Annotated in this window: 19 protein-coding genes; 5 read left to right on the forward strand and 14 right to left on the reverse strand. The window is 71.7% G+C overall.

Annotation, left to right across the window (positions count from 1 at the left end):
• Positions 1 to 481: 481 nt before the first annotated feature.
• The 13 genes from AB0C99_RS38125 to AB0C99_RS38185 all read right to left on the reverse strand — a co-directional run bounded on the left by AB0C99_RS38125 (position 482) and on the right by AB0C99_RS38185 (position 10,604).
• Positions 482 to 1,687 (reverse strand): hypothetical protein, encoded by a 1,206-nt coding sequence (locus AB0C99_RS38125; RefSeq protein WP_362484870.1) that lies wholly within the window; start codon positions 1,685 to 1,687, stop codon positions 482 to 484.
• Between the two features lie 32 nt (positions 1,688 to 1,719).
• Positions 1,720 to 2,190 carry a transcriptional regulator gene (locus tag AB0C99_RS38130; RefSeq protein WP_362484872.1) on the reverse strand — a complete coding sequence of 157 codons (471 nt, stop codon included), beginning with the start codon at positions 2,188 to 2,190 and terminating at the stop codon, positions 1,720 to 1,722.
• A gap of 80 nt (positions 2,191 to 2,270) precedes the next feature.
• Positions 2,271 to 2,888: a hypothetical protein gene (locus tag AB0C99_RS38135; protein WP_362484874.1), complete on the reverse strand. Its 618-nt coding sequence runs from the start codon at positions 2,886 to 2,888 to the stop codon at positions 2,271 to 2,273.
• A gap of 447 nt (positions 2,889 to 3,335) precedes the next feature.
• Positions 3,336 to 3,950, reverse strand: coding sequence for a hypothetical protein (locus AB0C99_RS38140; protein WP_362484876.1), 615 nt, complete (start codon positions 3,948 to 3,950; stop codon positions 3,336 to 3,338).
• Positions 3,950 to 7,243, reverse strand: coding sequence for a hypothetical protein (locus AB0C99_RS38145; protein WP_362484878.1), 3,294 nt, complete (start codon positions 7,241 to 7,243; stop codon positions 3,950 to 3,952). Before AB0C99_RS38145 ends, AB0C99_RS38140 begins: the two co-directional genes overlap by 1 nt.
• On the reverse strand, positions 7,243 to 7,494 hold the full coding sequence (locus tag AB0C99_RS38150; RefSeq protein ID WP_362484880.1) for a hypothetical protein: 252 nt from the start codon (positions 7,492 to 7,494) through the stop codon (positions 7,243 to 7,245). The genes AB0C99_RS38145 and AB0C99_RS38150 overlap by 1 nt, the downstream gene beginning before the upstream one ends.
• Before the next feature lie 118 nt (positions 7,495 to 7,612).
• Positions 7,613 to 7,957 carry a hypothetical protein gene (locus tag AB0C99_RS38155; protein ID WP_362484882.1) on the reverse strand — a complete coding sequence of 115 codons (345 nt, stop codon included), beginning with the start codon at positions 7,955 to 7,957 and terminating at the stop codon, positions 7,613 to 7,615.
• Between the two features lie 6 nt (positions 7,958 to 7,963).
• A complete protein-coding gene (locus tag AB0C99_RS38160; protein WP_362484884.1) occupies positions 7,964 to 8,323 on the reverse strand; it encodes a hypothetical protein in 360 nt (119 codons plus the stop codon).
• Between the two features lie 218 nt (positions 8,324 to 8,541).
• Positions 8,542 to 9,249, reverse strand: a complete 708-nt coding sequence (locus AB0C99_RS38165) for a DNA methylase (protein WP_362484886.1) — start codon at positions 9,247 to 9,249, stop codon at positions 8,542 to 8,544.
• Positions 9,246 to 9,686: a single-stranded DNA-binding protein gene (gene ssb / locus AB0C99_RS38170; RefSeq protein WP_362484887.1), complete on the reverse strand. Its 441-nt coding sequence runs from the start codon at positions 9,684 to 9,686 to the stop codon at positions 9,246 to 9,248. Before ssb ends, AB0C99_RS38165 begins: the two co-directional genes overlap by 4 nt.
• Positions 9,687 to 9,823: 137 nt before the next feature.
• The gene (locus AB0C99_RS38175) at positions 9,824 to 10,060 is read right to left on the reverse strand and encodes a hypothetical protein (protein ID WP_362484889.1); all 237 of its coding nucleotides are present in this window, start codon (positions 10,058 to 10,060) and stop codon (positions 9,824 to 9,826) included.
• Positions 10,057 to 10,371: a hypothetical protein gene (locus tag AB0C99_RS38180; RefSeq protein WP_362484891.1), complete on the reverse strand. Its 315-nt coding sequence runs from the start codon at positions 10,369 to 10,371 to the stop codon at positions 10,057 to 10,059. The genes AB0C99_RS38175 and AB0C99_RS38180 overlap by 4 nt, the downstream gene beginning before the upstream one ends.
• Positions 10,368 to 10,604 carry a hypothetical protein gene (locus tag AB0C99_RS38185; protein ID WP_362484893.1) on the reverse strand — a complete coding sequence of 79 codons (237 nt, stop codon included), beginning with the start codon at positions 10,602 to 10,604 and terminating at the stop codon, positions 10,368 to 10,370. Before AB0C99_RS38185 ends, AB0C99_RS38180 begins: the two co-directional genes overlap by 4 nt.
• Positions 10,605 to 10,741: 137 nt before the next feature.
• Between AB0C99_RS38185 and AB0C99_RS38190 the strand changes: the two genes are divergently transcribed.
• From AB0C99_RS38190 to AB0C99_RS38210, 5 genes are all read left to right on the forward strand, one after another.
• The gene (locus AB0C99_RS38190) at positions 10,742 to 11,005 is read left to right on the forward strand and encodes a helix-turn-helix transcriptional regulator (protein WP_362484895.1); all 264 of its coding nucleotides are present in this window, start codon (positions 10,742 to 10,744) and stop codon (positions 11,003 to 11,005) included.
• On the forward strand, positions 11,002 to 11,151 hold the full coding sequence (locus tag AB0C99_RS38195) for a hypothetical protein (RefSeq protein ID WP_362484897.1): 150 nt from the start codon (positions 11,002 to 11,004) through the stop codon (positions 11,149 to 11,151). The genes AB0C99_RS38190 and AB0C99_RS38195 overlap by 4 nt, the downstream gene beginning before the upstream one ends.
• Entirely contained in the window at positions 11,148 to 12,332 is a 1,185-nt protein-coding gene (locus AB0C99_RS38200) for a hypothetical protein (RefSeq protein WP_362484899.1), read from the forward strand. Before AB0C99_RS38195 ends, AB0C99_RS38200 begins: the two co-directional genes overlap by 4 nt.
• Before the next feature lie 115 nt (positions 12,333 to 12,447).
• The gene (locus tag AB0C99_RS38205; protein WP_362484900.1) at positions 12,448 to 14,235 is read left to right on the forward strand and encodes a DUF87 domain-containing protein; all 1,788 of its coding nucleotides are present in this window, start codon (positions 12,448 to 12,450) and stop codon (positions 14,233 to 14,235) included.
• A gap of 374 nt (positions 14,236 to 14,609) precedes the next feature.
• Positions 14,610 to 15,341, forward strand: coding sequence for a hypothetical protein (locus tag AB0C99_RS38210; protein ID WP_362484902.1), 732 nt, complete (start codon positions 14,610 to 14,612; stop codon positions 15,339 to 15,341).
• 196 nt (positions 15,342 to 15,537) lie between these two features.
• On the opposite strand, the gene AB0C99_RS38215 is transcribed toward AB0C99_RS38210, so the two are convergent.
• The gene (locus tag AB0C99_RS38215; protein ID WP_362484904.1) at positions 15,538 to 15,762 is read right to left on the reverse strand and encodes a hypothetical protein; all 225 of its coding nucleotides are present in this window, start codon (positions 15,760 to 15,762) and stop codon (positions 15,538 to 15,540) included.
• Between the last annotated feature and the right edge of the window lie 976 nt (positions 15,763 to 16,738).

Below are 16,738 nucleotides of genomic sequence, written 5' to 3' on the forward strand. Positions count from 1 at the left end.
GAGGACGAGGGCGGCGAAGAGGCTCTGGTCTCCCGTCCGCCGGTCGTCACCGTCATGGGTCACGTCGACCACGGTAAGACCCGACTGCTCGACGCCGCCCCCTGGCGGTGTAAGGACCACGGCTGCGCCGGGTCAGTTACATGAAATTGCTGCGCAATTCCGCAATTACTCCGGGCTGCGCCCGTCGGGAATTCAGTTGGCTATTCGAGAATGAACGGGAGGTCAATTCCCTTTCGGTCCAACCTGATTCGAGGAACCGAATCCAAAGAGGTTCTTAATTCCCTTTCGGATTAGGCTTTCTGTTGTTCCGTCAATTCCTTACCCGGTCGGGCCGATTGGTAACCGGCCCGACCGGGCGAATCATCAAGGAATGAGAGGTGAGTTCACCATTCCTCGTCACTGATAACGGGACCGTCCGGGGTGTTGATGATTCCCCTTCCGTCCCACAGTGCGGCGTCCCTTTCGGTTTCGGTTTCCTCGTTCATGTCATCGTCCTCTCGGAGTTGGGCGGGGTGTCCCACAGGTGGACGGTGTCGCCGGTGCGGAGCGGGGCGCCCTCGGGGCCCTTGATGTGGCCTCGGACGATCCGGTCCTCGTGGGTGCAGTCGCCGGCGGCGTGGGCGCGGGGGTTCAGGCAGGTGTCCCGGCGGTACGGGCGGACGGGCCACCGGCACGACCACTGGGGTTCGCGGCGGCCGGTGCTGCCCTGCGCGTCCTCGGCGACGGCCCGGGGCGCGGGGCGGTGGGTTCGGTGGACGTGGACGATGTGGACCTCGGCCGGGTCCTTGATGCCCTGGCGTGCGTCCCGCTTGGCCCCGGCGCGGGCGCGGGGGACCACCTCGGTCTCCGCCCACCGGGTGGCGCCCTCCTGGCCCATGAGCTGCCACGCGGTGTAGAGGGCGTGGGCCCATGACGCGGTGGTGTCCGGCTCCGGGGCGGTGAAGGTGGCTCCGACGCGGAGCAACATCTCGTTGTCCCACTGGAGGGGCGGGCCGGCGACCTCCCGCATGGTGTCGATGTCTCGGGCGGTCATGGGGCCGCCGTTCGGTCCGGTGCCGATGATGGTGTCGGGGGCCAGGCCGGAGAACAGTCCGCGGGGGGACCAGAAGGTGAGCCAGACCCATTCCGTGCGGGGCGGGACGACTCCGTGGCCCGCCTTGCTCTGGATGGTCCAACGGACCGCCCCCCGGTCCAGGTTGACCGCCTCGGGGGTCCAGGTGGACCAGGAGACGGCCACGATCGGGGTTGTGACCGGGGCCGAGGCTCCGGGGCGGTAGGCCAGGGTTCCGGCCAGGGCGGCGGCGGCGTCCTCGGTGTACCCGCCGATCGGTTCCCCGAACACGATCAGGCCCGCGTCCGAGGGGAGCCGGCGCACGGTGGCCGCCTCGGTGGGCGGGGTCTGCGCGGCGGCCAGGGCCAGGGCGGTCATGTCGGGGGTGGCGTAGTAGAGCCGGGCCCGAGAGAGCCGGTCGGCCTCGGAGCGGGCCAAGAGTTGGGCGGCCACGGACGATTCCGTGGCGTCCAGGCCCGGCACGGTCGGGACGACTGTGGATCGCCCGGCGCGCAGGGCCTCCCGCAGGGCCATCATCGCGGGCATGGACTCCAGGTGCTCGACCATCTGGCCGCGCCACTCGGGGAGTTGGGAGGGCTCCGGCGGGGTCCACCGGAGCCGGGAGGGGTCGGTCATTCTGTTCCGTTCGCTGATCGGTGGGGCGGGGGTCAGATCGTGGCCATGAGGAGGGCGGCGACGCCGAGCCACAGCATGTGCCAGGACTGATCGAGCGCGTAGGCCCCAGTCCCGAGGGTGGCGGCCGGCTTGCCCTCGGCGGTCACCGGGTGGGCGGGGTGCGCGGGGGTGCCGAGGCTGTAGAACTCCGCCTTGCCGCACCGCTCCGCCAGGCGGGCGAGGGTGAACCGGCGATCGGCCCAGTAGTGCGAGAGGGCGTCCAGGCCGAGGCCGAGGGCGACGCCGAGGGCGGTCAGGGGGAGGCCGAGGGCCAGGGCGACGGGGGCGAGGATGGCCCCCTTCGTGGCGGTCAGGGTGGCGACGTGGCGGGCGCACGCGAGACGGCCGGGCCATCCCGGGAGTCCCTTGGTGGCGGCCTGGCAACTCGACTGGACCCAGTGGTCCCCGAGGCTGTGGGCGACGAACAGGGCCGCGAACAGGGCGGCGAAGGTGGCGGCGTGCATGATGGTGCCTCCGGTCTCGTGAGGGGTCGGAACGGGGCGGCCGTGCGCCTGGCAGTGGACGGCCGCCCCCCCTTGCGTGTTCAGTCCTGGCCGGCCTCGGCGCCGAGGTCGTGAACGATCGTGGCTCCGTGGAACCCGCTCGTGGTGTCCTCGGTGTGGCTGCGGTGGACCTGGAACCCGCCGTCCGTGACGACCAACGCGTCGGTGGAGCGGGCGGGGTGGCCGCACGCGACGCAGCGCGGGCGGGGCTCGCGGGTGCGGGTGGCCCACTGCTCCCAGACGGAGGGGTCGGCCTGGCGGACCGCGTCGCGGCGGTACTGCGCGGTGGAACGGCTCACGTCCATGGCAAGGGCCATGTCCCCGACGCTGCCACCGGCGGCGGCGTGGGCCCGGATCGCCGCGTCCCGGATGCCCTCCAGGCGGGGGAGGAGGCGATAGTCCAGGTCGTTCACGACGGTGTACCAGTCGCCGGGGCCGGCGGTCCGGTCCTTCCGCGCGTCGGGGTGCGGGTGGTCGGGGTTGGCGGGGACGTGGCCGGCCCGCAGGATGGCCAGGGCCCACAAGGCGGAGTGGAACCAGTCCGCGAGGATGCCCGCGTCGTCGCCCACCTGCGCGGCCTCGGCGGCGGTCAGGCTGATCGTCACGTCCATTCCGCCGCGTCGGGCCTCGGTGCCGAAGCGGTAGCCGATGGGGTCCATGGTGGTCCTTCCGTGAGGGTGTGTACGGGATTCCGTACAGTCGAATGTACGGAATTCCGTACACCCCCACAAGGGACGGTATCGGCCAACACCCCTGGCCGGAAACGGCGTTCGCCCCGGTGTCACACAGACCTGTCACATGGGGCCGAGGCGGGGGGCCGAGGAGGTCTTGCCGCAGGTCAGGCCGCGCGACAGGTCCCCATGTGACAGCCGACGCGACAGCCGGTGTGACAGGGGGCCGGGGCCGACTTCCCCGAGGGGAAGAACGACGGCCAGGAGGTGAGAGGTGCCGCGCATCTATCCAGGTGGGGGCCGTATCCCCGGGCGGAAGTCCGCACTTCCCCTCACGGAAGGCGCCACGCGTCATCCCCCGGGGGAAGGGCCGAGGGCCCACATGCCGCCGGCCCCCTGCTCCGGGAGGAGAGGGGGCCGGTCGGGTCGGTCAGGTCACTCGAAAGTGAAGTCGTCGATATCGCGGAAACGGACGTTCACGCCGTACTGGTCCCGCATCGCGTTCGTCATCGCCTCGGCCGCCTGCTTGCTGGCCGCCGCCGCCGCGTCGCCCGCCTCGGAGACGTTCCAGTTCTTCAACGCCTCATAGGCGCGGGCGATGCGGTCGCGGTCGCCGCTCCGGATGGGGTAATCCGCGTCGGACAACCAGTTCTTGAGCGTGCGGGCCGAGGGGTTCAATCCCGCCCTGTCCGCCGCCGCCGAACCGTTCTTCGCCTCGGTGAGTTCCCGGAGCTGCGCGTGCCAGCCTTTCGCCTTTCGGGAACTGGACGGCTTGGCTTTAGACTTCTTCCCGAGGGCCCGCGCCACCTTTTCGACGGCCTTTCGAACCTTCTTCATTCCCGAGGCGGGAAGGTCCACGCGGGTCCGGCGCTTTCCGTTGTTCGCGGGCATGACGTGCCCCGCCCATTCGACCTGCGCCCGCACATCCACGCGGGAGGGTTCATCGTCGTTGGCCCATTCCGCGTACGCGTCCGCAAGAGCCTGCGCGACCGCCTCGGCCTCGGCGGCCGAGTATTCCGCGCCCTGTCCGGTGTCCCGCTTGCGAGCCATTACTCATCCCCCCACGTCTCGGTGGTCTTGACCTTCCAGGTGCCGAACGTCGTGCCGAGGTCGTCCAGCCGGATCAACGCGCGCCCGTCCTCGGGGGCGGTGGTGACCGCGTCCAGGACCGAGGCCGGAAGGACCAGTTCGTCCATGGCCCGGATCGTGAGCGGGCCGGCGCCCTCGGGGACGGCCTGGCGGACCGCGTCCGCCCCGCGCCAGATCGTCACCGCCGCCTGGTCCTTGATGTGGTGGGCCCAGTCGGTCCGTCGCGCCTTGCACTTCCACACCCGCTTGAGGAGGGCGCCCTCCCCCTCCCACGAGCCGTACATGGTGTTCACCGCCATGCCGAACGACTCCTTGGCCACCTCGTACGCGAACGAGTCGCGACCGTGGACCTCCAGGGCGTACCGCCGGCACTCGCCCACGAGGTGGGCCCAGTCACCGAGCTTGGCCGCCGCGCCGGTGTGGGAGTCGAGCGCGGACGCGTCCGGCCACCGCCCGGCGGCGGCCAGGTCGGCCAGGAGGTGCATGTGCGGGGCCGTGATCCAGACCTCGGCGCCCACCTTCTCGTTGCCCATGGGAGAGGGCACGTCGGTCTCCGTCCAGGGGTAGACGCGCACCTTGTAGTACCCGGGGTCAGGGACCGTGACCTCCTCGATGGGGCCGGTGTGCTTGTACTCCCCGTGGACGACGCGAACCGAGGACGTGGCCGTGGGCCAGGCGCCGTTTCGGTCCAGGGCGACCGCCTCACCGGTGAAGCCCTCCCGCTCCCACGACCAGGAGTTGATGCCTCGGACCGCGCCGATCATCCCGGGCATGGGTGCCTGCCACCACGGGCCGCGACGGGACCGGTAGGGGGCGAACGGGCCGTGGGAGGTCTGGTCGCCCTCCAGGGCGGCCAGGAGACGCAGCTTGGCCGCGCGCTTCTTGATCTCCTCCCCGAGGTCCCCCGGCTCGATGTCGTCCGGGAGAGCGGTCAACTCCGCCTCGGCGGTGTCCAGGTAGGCCAGGCGGTCCGCCAGGGCGTCCACCTGTGCCTGGGTCTTGATGCTCTTGCGGCCCCGGGCCGCCTCCAGGTACTCCGCGTGCGGGCCTCGCAGGACCAGGGGCTTACGCCCGGAGCTGCGGACGGGCCGGGAGGGAGAGGCCGCGGCGGCCTCCTCCTCCTCCTCGACCTCGGGGGCGTCCTCGACCTCGGCCCGGGGGGCGGGGACCTCGGCCACGGGGGCCGACTCCAGGTCCATCACTCCGGGCAGGACCGGGGCGTCCACCGGCGGGGCCGGGGCCGGGACGCAGGTGGGGTGACGGCCGGTGCCGTCGTCCCCGCTGGGGTCCAGGGGGAGGCCGCAGGGCTTGCCGAAGGAGTAGCCGGTGCAGACCTGCGGGCCCTCGGGGGCCGGGGTGCCGGCGGCGCCCTGGCCGCCCTCGGGGGCGTCGTCCCCGTCCGTGCCGAGGAACACCGACCACGGGACGACCGGGAGCCACACCGAGGCGCTACCGACCCGGATGCGCCGCTGGTGGTCGTGCTTCCCGTCGCGGTGCTGGACGGCCTGGATGATGCCCCGGGAGGCCAGGAGGCGCCGGAGCTGGACACCGCCGATCGTGAGGGACTTGTCCCGGCGGGCAATCTCGACGTTGGCCGCCGACTCGACCACGGCCAGGCCGTCCGGGAGCGCGTACCCGGCGAGGATGTCCCGCCGCTCGACCGCCCACCCGAGGGCGTCCCCGTACTGCGGGGGCTCCCCGTGGTTGGTGCCGGGGGCGATGGCGTAGAGCTTGCCCGAGGCGAACAGGCCGCGCAGGTTGCGGAGCCACACCTCGTGCGGCCGGTCCTCGGTCCGCTCCGTGGCGGTCGCGGTCGCCGCTTCGATCAGGGCGGCCCGGATCTTGCCGTACAGGGCGGTGCGCGCGTCGTCGGTCAGGGCGCCAGCCTCCACCGCGAACCGGGTGAAGACCTCGGCGGCGCACAGGAGGTGGGCGATGTGGGAGCACGCGCGGCCGGTGACCTCCTGGCCCGCGCGCAGTTCGGCGCGCAGCTCGCGGAACCGTCCGGTGAGGAACGTCATCACCTGCGGGCGGTGGGCGGCGAGCCAGGCGACGTACCCGGCGGCGGCCTCGGGGAACTCCTCCACGCGGTCCTGGAGCACGGTCAGCTTGTCGGGCCGCACGTCCCCCTTGTGGACCTGGAACGGGAACGTGCGGTCGTGAGTCGAGCCGGAGTTGAACAGGGGCAGGCACTCGGCGGTGTACATGAGCAGGGCCATGCACGCGGCCACCTTCGCCCGGCCCGGCCCGCGCATCCGGTTCTTCGAACGCTTCTGGCGGTTGGTCGCCGCGCGGATGCCCTGTTCGGCGGTCCCCTGCGTCTTGTTGTCCACCGCCGAGGTCTCACCCGGCTTGTAGTCGTCCACGATCACGAGCCCGTCCCGGCGCTCACCGAGGACGGTGGACAGGGACGGGAGGGTGGTGTCCGCCGCCGGGAGGAGGTCCGACTCCCCTCTGTACCCGGTGCCGCTGTGGGCCTGGAGGATCGCGGCGAACGACGACTTGAGCACGCCGAACACCTCGGCCCGGCCGTCCGACCACATCCACGGGACGAACCTCGGCAAGTCGTTGCCGAACATGCTGATCAGCGGGGCGAGCCAGGTCGAGCACATGGCCGGGGCGGACACCCGCAGGACCGCGACGTCCAGGGCGGACAGGGACAGGGCGACGACGTCGCGCAGCCGGTCCCCGGTCGGGGCCGGCGGGAGGGCCGCCTCGTCGGACGAGTGAGTGTTGACCTGGACGGCCACCTCTCCGGCGGGGCCGAACGCTCGCTCCGCCGAGACGTAGACCCACGTCCCGTTCACGTCGTGCCAGCCGAGGGAGTCCAGGCCGGGCGACTTGGGGAGGTCGCGGCGCTGGAGCTTGACCACTCCGGCCAGGGCCTCCCGGACCTTGCGCACGTCGTGCCCGGCGGCGTGGTCGAACTGGTCCCAGCCGGTCCCGTCGCGCAGGGTCTCCGGGGTGACGTACTCCTCCTGGCCCTTGACGGCCACCTGGTAGACGGGGACGCCCTCGGGGTCGGTCCACCACGCCAGGAGGCGGGGGGCCCAGTCCAGGAAGGGGACCATGGTGTCCCCCTGGCGCCGGAGCATGTACTCCGCCTCCAGGTCGACCAGGACGCCATCGACTCCCGGCACGGGGAGGAGGCGGTCCACGGTCTTACCGGCCTCGGTGAGCCGGCGGGCGGTCCCGGCGGCGGGGGCCTCGGTCGCCTTCTCCTCGGTCGCCTTCTCCTCGGTCGCGGTCGCCATCACGCGGCCCCCGCCCGGGAGATCAGGCGGTCCGCGTACGCGCGGGCCCGGGTGAGGGTGGGCCACCCCGAGGTGAGGAGGTCGCCGGTGTCGGTGTGGACCCCCCACCCGCCGCGACCGCGCACGGTCCGGCAGATCAGGAGGGCGGTGGAGTCGTCGGCCACCACGGTCACGCGACCGGAGCCGCCGAGGGGGGTCGGGTACTGCTGTGTGGTGCGCGCGGGCGCATCCTGGGTACTCTTGTCCTGCACTTTGATTCCTCGCAAGGGGATCTATGCCAAGCCTCGGGCGTGAGACCCCGGGGCTTTCGGCGTTTCTAGGGACGGGTTGACCTGCGCTTGTGACCCCCGCCGAGGCGGGGTGAGACGGTCACGGAGCGCGGGCCGGTGCGATCCGGTGGTGCCTCCTCTGGGAGGACAGGGCCCGAGGGGCCGGGGCCGGAACGGCTATCGGGGCGGGGCGGGCGGCCAGGAAGCGCAGCACCGCCAGGACGACGCGGACGCCGGCGTGGGGGGCGAGGGAGGCGAAGAGTCGGGCCAGGTGGCGCCGGCCTCCCCGGTCCTTCCCGTGGAGCATGAGGAGGGTCGCCACCCGGACGCCGGGGAAGTCGGCCTCGGTGCCGTACCCGCCGAACTTCCACAGGATCAGGGCGTCCTCGTGGGAGAGGTTGAACAGGTCCACGCGGTCCGCCTCCTCTCCTGTGTCGGTGGTCATGTCGGGTCAGCCCTGGAGCCGCAGGGGGATGGTGACCGCGTCCGCGCCGACCGTGGCGCCGGACGCCTTGATGGCCCGGTACATCTGCGCCAGGGCGACGCCGGCGGCGACGGCCAGGGCGGCGGCGGCGACCAGGAGGAGGGCCTCGGACACCGGGATGTAGCGGGAGGCGCCCTGTCCCTTCTGGGCGGCGACGGTCACGCCGCACTTGCGGACGGTGTAGTTCACCGCCTGGTAGTCGCCGGTGGTGCGGGCCACGTCGGACACGCGGACGGTGCCGTCCGGGGTCACGCGCCAGTCGTCCGGAACGGCGGTAAGGGGCGAGACGGGGCCGGGGGCCGGGGTCTCGACTGCGGTGGCGGTCACGTCACAACTCCTTTCGTGAGACTGTCACGACCTTACGCCCCGTCACGAGCCGTTACTAGCACCGTGACGGAAGTTTCGTGACGCTCTTTCGATTCCGGGTACGGGAGGCGGCCCGGCTTTCCTCCGTGGGGGAGGTGCCGGGCCGCCAGGGGTGGGGCTGAACTGCGCTGCGCGAGACGGGGTCACCGTACGGCGGACCCCGCCTATACCTCTACGTATCAGGCGGCCACGGCCAGGCCCGAGGACTCCAGGAACGTCGTGCCGATCCACTCCGCGTACGCGGGCGGGATGGCCTCGGTCAGTTCCTCGCGCACGTCGGTCCACGTGATGCCCATGGCCTCCTGCATCTCCGGGACCGTGGCCTTACCCCCACCCTTCCCGTACGCCGCGACGTACGGGCCGGACCGGTAGACCCCGTGTCGCCACCCCCGCACGTACCCCCGGTGGGGGACGTGGGGCGGGGCGAGGAAGGAGAACCCCGACACCTCGAAGTTGCGGTGCCGCAGGACCCCGAGGCCGAACATCTCCCCGCACAGGGAGAGGTCTTTCCTCACGGGGGCCGTGCCGTTGGGCTGCTCGATGATGTACGGGAGGCCGGTCTCGTCCAGGAGGTCCCGCAGGGCGGGGATCAACTGGACGTGCTCGCGCCCCCACCCCCGGGACCGGTTGGTCCCCTGCGTGAGCGCGCATCCGGCCTGGCACGGGGGAGAGGTGTGGATGAGCGCGTACCGGCGGATCTCCCCCGAGGCGATCAGGGCGGCCAGGTACTCCAGGGCGTCCGCCTGGACGAACCGGTGGGGGTAGCGGGGCCGGGGGGCGATGTCCACCCCGGTCACGACGAACCCCGCGCGGCCGTACCCGGCCCCGGCCCCGCCCGCACAGCAGAACAGGTCCAGGAGTTCGGGACGGGCCGCCTCGGTCGTCATGCTCCGGCGCCGGCCGGGCGGGTCCGGCTGGCGCTCTCCCACGTCTCGTCACCCGGGGCGCCGCCGTTGGTCTTGCTGACCTTCTGGACCTGCGCGGTGGCGAACGTCAGGTCCGGGCCGACCGAATCCGCGGCGACCTCCCAGCCGTACCGCGTCTCCTTCGTCTTGGGGTCCTCCCACGAGCGCTGCCGCAGGTCGCCGGTGACGATGACCCGCATCCCCTTGGACAGGGTGGCCGCCACGTTCTCCGCCAGGCCCCGCCACACGGTGACGCGGTGGAAGTCGGCGCCCGACTCCCGCCACTCGTTCGTCTGGCGGTCGAAGGTGCGGCGGTTGACCGCCACGGAGAACTTCGCCACGGCGGCCCCGTTGGGGGTGAAGCGGAGTTCGGGCTCGTCCGTCAGGTTGCCCACGAGGGTGATCGGCGTTCCGTTCATGATCTGTTCTTCCTGTCTGTGTGGGCCCGGACATGGGACGTGGGCCCCCGTTCGGGTGGCTCACGTCCGACTATGCCGGGCGGAAGTTTGAATGCAACCCCCGTCCCCGAGAGGGGTTCGGGGACGGGGGCCGCAGGTCAGCGGCGGCGGAACCAGCCGAGGCGGCCCGGCTCGTCCTTGACGGCCTGGACGTACTCGACGACCTCGGCCGCCCGCGCGTCGTTGCCCTTGCGGGTCAGGGCGGCGGACAGGGTGCCGGTGCGGAAGATGGCCGCCGCCTCGGCGTCGCCGGCCTCCACCTCCCGGCGGATGTCGGCGGTGAACTCCCGGTGACCCCGGACCTCGGCGGCCATGTCGCGGATGCGTCGGATCACTTCTTCTTCTCCTTCTGGGCCTGGATGTCCTGCCACATGGACCGAAGGACCAGGAGGCAGACGGTTGCGGAGACCGCCCCGATGGCTACCGCGACCGCCAGGAGGGCGGCGGCCATGGCCAGGAAGCCGAGCGCGACTGCGCCGCCGATTCCAGCGGCGACGTAGACCCCGATCGGACGGGCGGGCTGGACGGGTGCCGGCTGGACGACGGGGGAGCGGTCCTCGTACGCGTACAGCGGGGCGCCCTCGGCGGACAGGCCGATCTGTCGCAGGATCACCGGGGCGTCGGTCGCCCCCTGTTCGGCGGTCACCAGAACTTCCGCGCGGCCCTCTTGGCCGCCTTCTCCGCGAGCTTCGCGGCCTCGGCGTCGGCGCGGGCCTTGTCCTGGATCGCCTCCCGGGCGCACGCCTCCTCCTGGATGCGGTCGATCGCCTTGTCCACCGGGCCGAGGGACCTCCCGGTGGCGTGGCGGGCGACGGCGCGGGCGACCTGCGCCGCCATGCGGGCGGTCTCGCCGGCGGTGTACTGCCTCGGTTCGGGCATGGCCGTACCTCCGTTCCTGCGTCACTGCGAAAGGGTGACGCGAGAGAATCTGACACGAACGACGTTAGCACCGACGATAGACAAGCGATAGTGGAAGGGATAGTTTGATGGCAGGCAAGCGAAAGAAAGAGGTCGACATGAGCAAGATTCACGCGCTCCTGGAGGTGCAGCCGCCGCAGGTGGCGGCCCTCCCGGAGCCGCCGGAGCGCGAACGGCTCCGTAAGGCACAGGGCCTGACACAGACGCAGGTGGCGGAAGCCCTCGGAGTCACCCGAGGCGCCGTGTCCGCGTGGGAGGCCGGCCGGTACGACCCGCGCGGGGACGTGCGGGTCCAGTACGCCGAACTCCTCCGCCTGATCGCGGAGCGCCACCCCGCACCCGACCCCGGAGGCACCCCGTGAGCCTGACCCCCGCTAGCGTCCTCGGCGCCCGCAAGGTCCAGCCGGTCGACGGCCAGATGGACCTCTTCGGCGCCGAGGACGAGCCGGACACCCCCACCACCGAGGAACAGCACGACAGCACCGCACCGAAGGAGAACGCCCGATGATCAGCCGCAGCCAGGCCGCCACGTACGGCCTACTCGCCCCCGCCGTGATGGCCCTCGGCATGTCCGCCGACACCTCTTACCGGTTCCTGGGGACCGCCCTGGCGATCACCAACGACTGGGAGCGCGTACTCCTGTGCGGGGTGGCCGAGGCGGCCATCATCGCCCTGACCCTGTACGCGTGGGCGACCCGGACCAAGGCGCCGGCCTACCTCGCGTACGCGGCGGTGCTCGTCCAGGCCATCCCCGCGTTCCAGGTGTCCGGCGGGGCCGGTGGCGCCACCCGCGTCATCCTCGGGCCCGTCCTCCTGGCCGTGATGCTCCACCTCCTCCTGGGGCTCGAACTCCGGATGTCCGGGGAGAAGACGACCGGCATCCTCGGCGCCGCCCTGCGGGAGGTGCGCGAGCGTCTGACCGCGTACCTGGGCATCGGCCGGCGCGGGGCCGACTCGGCCGCCATCGCCCGCAGCCGCGCGGCGGACAAGGCGGTGGACCTGGCCGACATGGTGGCCGCCGCCGACCCCGGCACCCGCAAGCACCGCCGGCGCGCGGCGAAGTTGGCCGCCGCCATCGACGCGGCACGGCATGACCTGACGAACTCCGAGGCCGCCGAGGCGGAGGCCGCCATCGTCGCCCGGGTGGTCCGGCGGAAGTCGGTCGCGGCCCTGGCCACGATCAGCGCGCGGCACGACTGGAACGCGTCCCTGGAGGTTCCGGCCGAGGCCGCCGCCGAGGCGTCGCCCGAGGTCCCGGCGGAAGTTCCGGCGGAAGTTCCCGCCGAGGTTCCGGCCCCCGTCGCGGAAGTTCCGGCCGAGGTTCCGGCGGAAGTTCCGGCCCCGCAGGTTCGAGCCACCGCCGCCGAGGTTCCCGAGGTTCCGGCCGCCGCCACCGAGGTTCCGGCCCCGGTGTTCCTGACCGCCGAGATTCCGGCTCCGGCCGTTGATTCCGCCGAGGTGTCGCCGCTGGTCAAGGCTGGTTCCGCCGAGGTTCCGGCGGAGGCTCCGGCCCCCGCCCGGGGTGCTGCCACCCGCGCCGCCCGGGAGTTGATCCGGGGCGGAACCCTGGACCTCGGAACCATCCGGGAGACCCTGGCCGACCGTGGTATCAGGCCGCCCTCGGACCGGTACCTTCGTCAGCTTGTCGCGGAAGGACGGAACAACCGAGGCACGGGCGCGTACCTGTAGTTCCGCACGCGGAACCAGCGATGTTCCATCCGGAACAACCGAGGTGCCGCCCGCTGGAATCGGGCGGCACCATCGGGACCCCTCCTGTCACCTCTCACAGCAATCAGGAGTGATCGTGCAAAGCATCGCAGAGAGCAAGACGGCCGGCGCAATCCGCGTCGCCTACCGGTTCACGACCGGCCACCACATGGACGGCATCCACCGCACGGACGCCGGTTGGGTCACCCGGGGCACCCGACCCCTCAACGGGGGCCGTGCGGGCCGCTGGAGCCTCCTCTCCCGGGTCGAGCGGGCCGGTATCCGCCTCGGGTCCGTCGCGGGCGCCGGGGGGACCCTGTGGGGCCTCCAGGCCGCTCCCGAGGCCACCGTGGGGACGTGGGCGGGCCTCGGCGCCGCCGCGACCGTGGGGGCCGGCTACGTGTCCGGGACGTGGGTGTGCAACGTCCGGCACATGCACAACTGGATTCGCCCCCTTCACGTCGCCCTGGAGGGCCCCCTCGGCCTCCCCGAGGGCGTCAGGCCCGGCTCGTACATCCGCATCCCCCGGGACTACCCGGGCCGCACCGAGGTCGGCCGTATCGACCTCCCGCCCACCTTCGTCGGGGTGGACGGCGGAGCCGCGACCATCGGGAACATCGTCAAGACCAAGCTCGGACTCACCGACGCCACGGTGACGTTCAAGCTGGAGGGGCGCCGGCCCCACCTGGTCATCCGTCAGACGCCCCGGCCCCCGGCCCGCGTGATGTTCGCGGACGAGAGCGTCCAGGCGCTCATCGGCTCCGCCGCCGAGTCCGCGCCGCTGATCGGCCTCGGGCCGAAAGACATCCGGGTGTCGGTGGACCTGGACGCCGAGTCGCCGCACATCCTGGTGTCCGCCTCCACCGGCGGCGGGAAGTCGGTCATCACGCGGACGATGGCCTCCCAGATGCTCCACAACGGCTCACAGTTGGTCGTGCTGGATTTCAAGCGGCACTCTCACAAGTGGGCCCGTGGACTTCCGAACGTGGCCTATTGCCGCGATATCTCGGACATTCACGATGCGCTCGTGAAACTCGGCCAGGAGGGCCACCGCCGGAATGTCGTCGTTGACGACTGGGAGGGCGAGGGAGACGCCCCGGTCGGCCCGCGCCTGGCCCTCATTCTGGAGGAGGCCAACGCCACGATTGCGAAATTGAAGCGGTATTGGGCTTCAATTCGCAGGACCAAGGGCGACGAATTCGGCCCCGCCGATCCGAAGGAATCCCCCGCGATTGACGCACTGCGGGAAATCCTGTTCATGGGTCGGGCCGTCCGGATGCACGTTTTTCTTGTGGCCCAGTCGGCCACGGCGGCGGCCCTCGGCGGTCCCGAGGTTCGGGAATGCTTCGCCACTCGAATTCTCGCCCGCTACACCCGGAACGCGTGGAACATGCTCGTTCCCGAGGTGCAGCCGGTCCCCCGCTCGACCCGCCATATCGGCCGCGCACAGGTCGTATTGGGCGGGGTGGCCCACGAAACGCAGGTGGTGTTTTTCACCGACGCCGAGGCTCGGGCGTGGGCGACCTCGGGCGCCCTGGCCGCCGCCCCGGACCTCGGGGGCCTCGGTGTCACGTCACACGGTCACGCAGGGCCTCTCACCTCGACAGATGCGGCCCCCGTGTCACGTGACGTGACGCCGGTCCTGCGTCTGGTCAAGGACGAGCCGGCCCCCATCCCGCCCATGCCGAAGGTGCCCCCGCAGGTGCCCCGGTACAGCCTGGCCGCCGCCGCGCGGGAGGGAATCGTGCCCATGTCCGCCGACGCATTGCGCCAGGCCAAGCGGCGGGATCCGGAATTCCCCACCGGGAATGACGGGAAGTGGACCGCCGACGAACTCCAGCAGTGGCACCGCAACCGCCCCGGGGCCGCCGAATCCATTGCGTGACTCCGAAAATGGGCCCCCGTCTCCGAAAGGAGGCGGGGGCCCTTCCCTTTTCTCTCGAATTCGCGTACGGGACGTGGGATCATCGAATAAAACCGCGCCAGCAACCAGCAAAAGGAGACCCCGTGCGAACCGTTCCCGTGCAAATCGTCTGCCGGAAGTGCACCGCCCCTTTCCGGACCACCGTCCGAGGGGGGAACACCCGGTGCCCCGAATGCCGTACGTCGCGCCATGTGCGCCTGAATCAGGAGTGGGAGGGCCCGGTGCCCAAAGACCTCTCCGGAGCCGCCACACGGGCCGCACAGGCCGCCCGACGGCCCCCCGTGTGGGTGGAATGCGGGTGCGGTCACGAGTGGCAGTCACGAGCAAAGGACCGCATGACGATTCGGTGCCCCGAATGCGGGACCGGCCAACGCGTCCCGCACCGCACCCACGAGAACACCGGGCCCCGCCCCGAGGGTCGCCCCGCGCCCGCCCCGGCGGCCCGGACCTCCAGGCGCCGGCCTACCCCCCGGTGGGAGCCGGAGGAGTACGAGCCGGACGAGACCGAGGACCAGGAGGACGAGCACGACCCGACCCCGCTCACGACGTGGTTCCGCAACGGCGGTCGGGAGGAGCTGCGCCGCGCGCTCCCCCCTCGGCCCGCAGCCGCGCCCGCCGGGGGCCTGGCGGCGATCCTGGCCGCCCTCCAGGGCCAGGCCCGACCCTCGGCCCCGGCCGTTCCCCCTCGGCCCTCTCCCGCCGCCCCGGCGCCTCGGCCGGCCCCCGCGCCCGTCCCTGCTCCGGCCCTGTCCGGGATTCAGCCCGTCGACCCCCAGACGCTCCCGGAGAAGGAGGTGCGGCGCCGTGACGACGTGTGCCAGATCGCCCGCGCCCTCTCCGGCTCGATGATGGTCTGGTACAACCAGCCGCCCGGCCTGTGCGAAGCGCTCGACACGACGCAGCCGCGCGACCGCCAGCGGTGCCCCGCCACCGCGTCGCACATCGTGCGGTTCCGGAAGGACATAACCGAGGCCGACGCGTACGTGTGCCCCGCGCACGCCCGCCCCCTGGCCGAGACGGCCGCGCACTCCCCGTACATCGACGCGGCGATTTACCGCCGCAGGTGACGCACCGCGCCGAACCAGCGCGGCAATACCGAAAAACACCACCGCGCAAAGAGCGCGTGCCAAACCGCGCCAGCAACCAGCAAAACCAGCGGAACAAGAGGGTGCATCGCTCGCGCACAACGCGTGGCGCGGTCAACCAGCAACACGAAAGGGGCCCCGTCCCAGGAGGGTGGGGCCCCTTCTCTGCTCGCGCGGATCAGTCGGGCGGGGGGAGGATGCCAGCCGCGACCGCCGCCCTGATCCAGTCGCGCCCTTCCTGGATCAGCGCCTCGGGGTTGTCCTTGCCCAGGCTCAACCACTCCGTGCGGGTGCCGCCCGTCTCCAGCCGCCACCGGGCCTCGGCCAGGAGGCGGACCCGCGGGTCCACGTAGTGCACGCGCGCGGCGCCCTCGGTGTCCATCGTGTCGTCCCTGTAGTCCATGCGCTCATCCTGCCGAGCCACACCGGCCGCCGAGGCCGGAACGAGGGACGTTCACCCGGCCCCCTCGGCCCTCCTCCTGACTCCCTGCGAACCCGGGCCGCCCCTGTTCCCCCTCCAGTCCACAGCAGGGGGAACAGGCGCCTCCTGGACGTGTTCCCCCTCGGCACGTCCGGGGGGAACGGGGTCGCCACCGGTGTTCCCCCCGGGCCCTGTTCCCCCTTGTTCCCCCCGAGGGGGAACAAGACTGGCGAGCATTTCCGCAGGTCAGGGGCATGTTCCCCCTGTTCCCCCTCGTTCCCCCCGAGTCGACCCCACTACAGGAGGGGAGGCTCGTTCCCCCTCGGCCCGACCGCCCCGGGCCCTGTTCCCCCTTGTTCCCCCTGAGGGGGAACAAGACTGGCGAGCATTTCCGCAGGTCAGGGGCATGTTCCCCCTGTTCCCCCTCGTTCCCCCCGAATCGACCCCACTACAGGAGGGGAGGCCCGTTCCCCCTCGGCCCGACCGCCCCGGGCCCTGTTCCCCCTCGTCTCCACCGCAGGGGGAACACCGCCACCCCGAGGGGACCGCCTCGGCGCCGGCACCCACCCGAGGTGCGCGCCACCGCGCAAAAAGCACCCGGACAGTCACTCGCGAACAGGTTGATAAAGCGGCGGAGAAGGAATTAGAATTCACTCGGATAAGGCGAGAGATAAAAGAGCAAAATTAGCTCAGAACAAAGATCCGCCCGATTCTGAATTTCCACGAAATTTCGCGAATCTGGACCCCCAAAACCCGCCGACACACAATGCGAATAAGAAAGTAAATTCACGACGGACGCAGTCCGGAGTAATTGCCGAATTCCTCGGAATTCGCATTCCTGGTCCGGCGCAGCCGTGACCATGACACGAGCGCCGTCTACGGCGACGGGACGGCGGCCGGTGCGGTCGCCGCGGGTGAGGGTGCGACGGCAGTGCTGGCCCTGGTGCTGCTCGGGCTG

The organism is Streptomyces sp. NPDC048659 (genome assembly GCF_040650575.1).
In the GTDB taxonomy this organism is placed as follows: Bacteria; Actinomycetota; Actinomycetes; order Streptomycetales; family Streptomycetaceae; genus Streptomyces.

Excerpts from the sequence above, each read along its gene's own strand:
- AB0C99_RS38145 (WP_362484878.1), bottom strand. The coding sequence starts at position 7,243 with ATGGCGACCGCGACCGAGGAGAAGGCGACCGAGGAGAAGGCGACCGAG.
- AB0C99_RS38155 (WP_362484882.1), bottom strand. The coding sequence starts at position 7,957 with ATGACCACCGACACAGGAGAGGAGGCGGACCGCGTGGACCTGTTCAAC.
- AB0C99_RS38185 (WP_362484893.1), bottom strand. The coding sequence starts at position 10,604 with ATGCCCGAACCGAGGCAGTACACCGCCGGCGAGACCGCCCGCATGGCG.
- AB0C99_RS38135 (WP_362484874.1), bottom strand. The coding sequence starts at position 2,888 with ATGGACCCCATCGGCTACCGCTTCGGCACCGAGGCCCGACGCGGCGGA.
- AB0C99_RS38165 (WP_362484886.1), bottom strand. The coding sequence starts at position 9,249 with ATGACGACCGAGGCGGCCCGTCCCGAACTCCTGGACCTGTTCTGCTGT.
- AB0C99_RS38215 (WP_362484904.1), bottom strand. The coding sequence starts at position 15,762 with ATGGACTACAGGGACGACACGATGGACACCGAGGGCGCCGCGCGCGTG.
- AB0C99_RS38130 (WP_362484872.1), bottom strand. The coding sequence starts at position 2,190 with ATGCACGCCGCCACCTTCGCCGCCCTGTTCGCGGCCCTGTTCGTCGCC.
- ssb (WP_362484887.1), bottom strand. The coding sequence starts at position 9,686 with ATGAACGGAACGCCGATCACCCTCGTGGGCAACCTGACGGACGAGCCC.
- AB0C99_RS38140 (WP_362484876.1), bottom strand. The coding sequence starts at position 3,950 with ATGGCTCGCAAGCGGGACACCGGACAGGGCGCGGAATACTCGGCCGCC.
- AB0C99_RS38190 (WP_362484895.1), top strand. The coding sequence starts at position 10,742 with ATGAGCAAGATTCACGCGCTCCTGGAGGTGCAGCCGCCGCAGGTGGCG.
- AB0C99_RS38200 (WP_362484899.1), top strand. The coding sequence starts at position 11,148 with ATGATCAGCCGCAGCCAGGCCGCCACGTACGGCCTACTCGCCCCCGCC.
- AB0C99_RS38210 (WP_362484902.1), top strand. The coding sequence starts at position 14,610 with ATGACGATTCGGTGCCCCGAATGCGGGACCGGCCAACGCGTCCCGCAC.
- AB0C99_RS38125 (WP_362484870.1), bottom strand. The coding sequence starts at position 1,687 with ATGACCGACCCCTCCCGGCTCCGGTGGACCCCGCCGGAGCCCTCCCAA.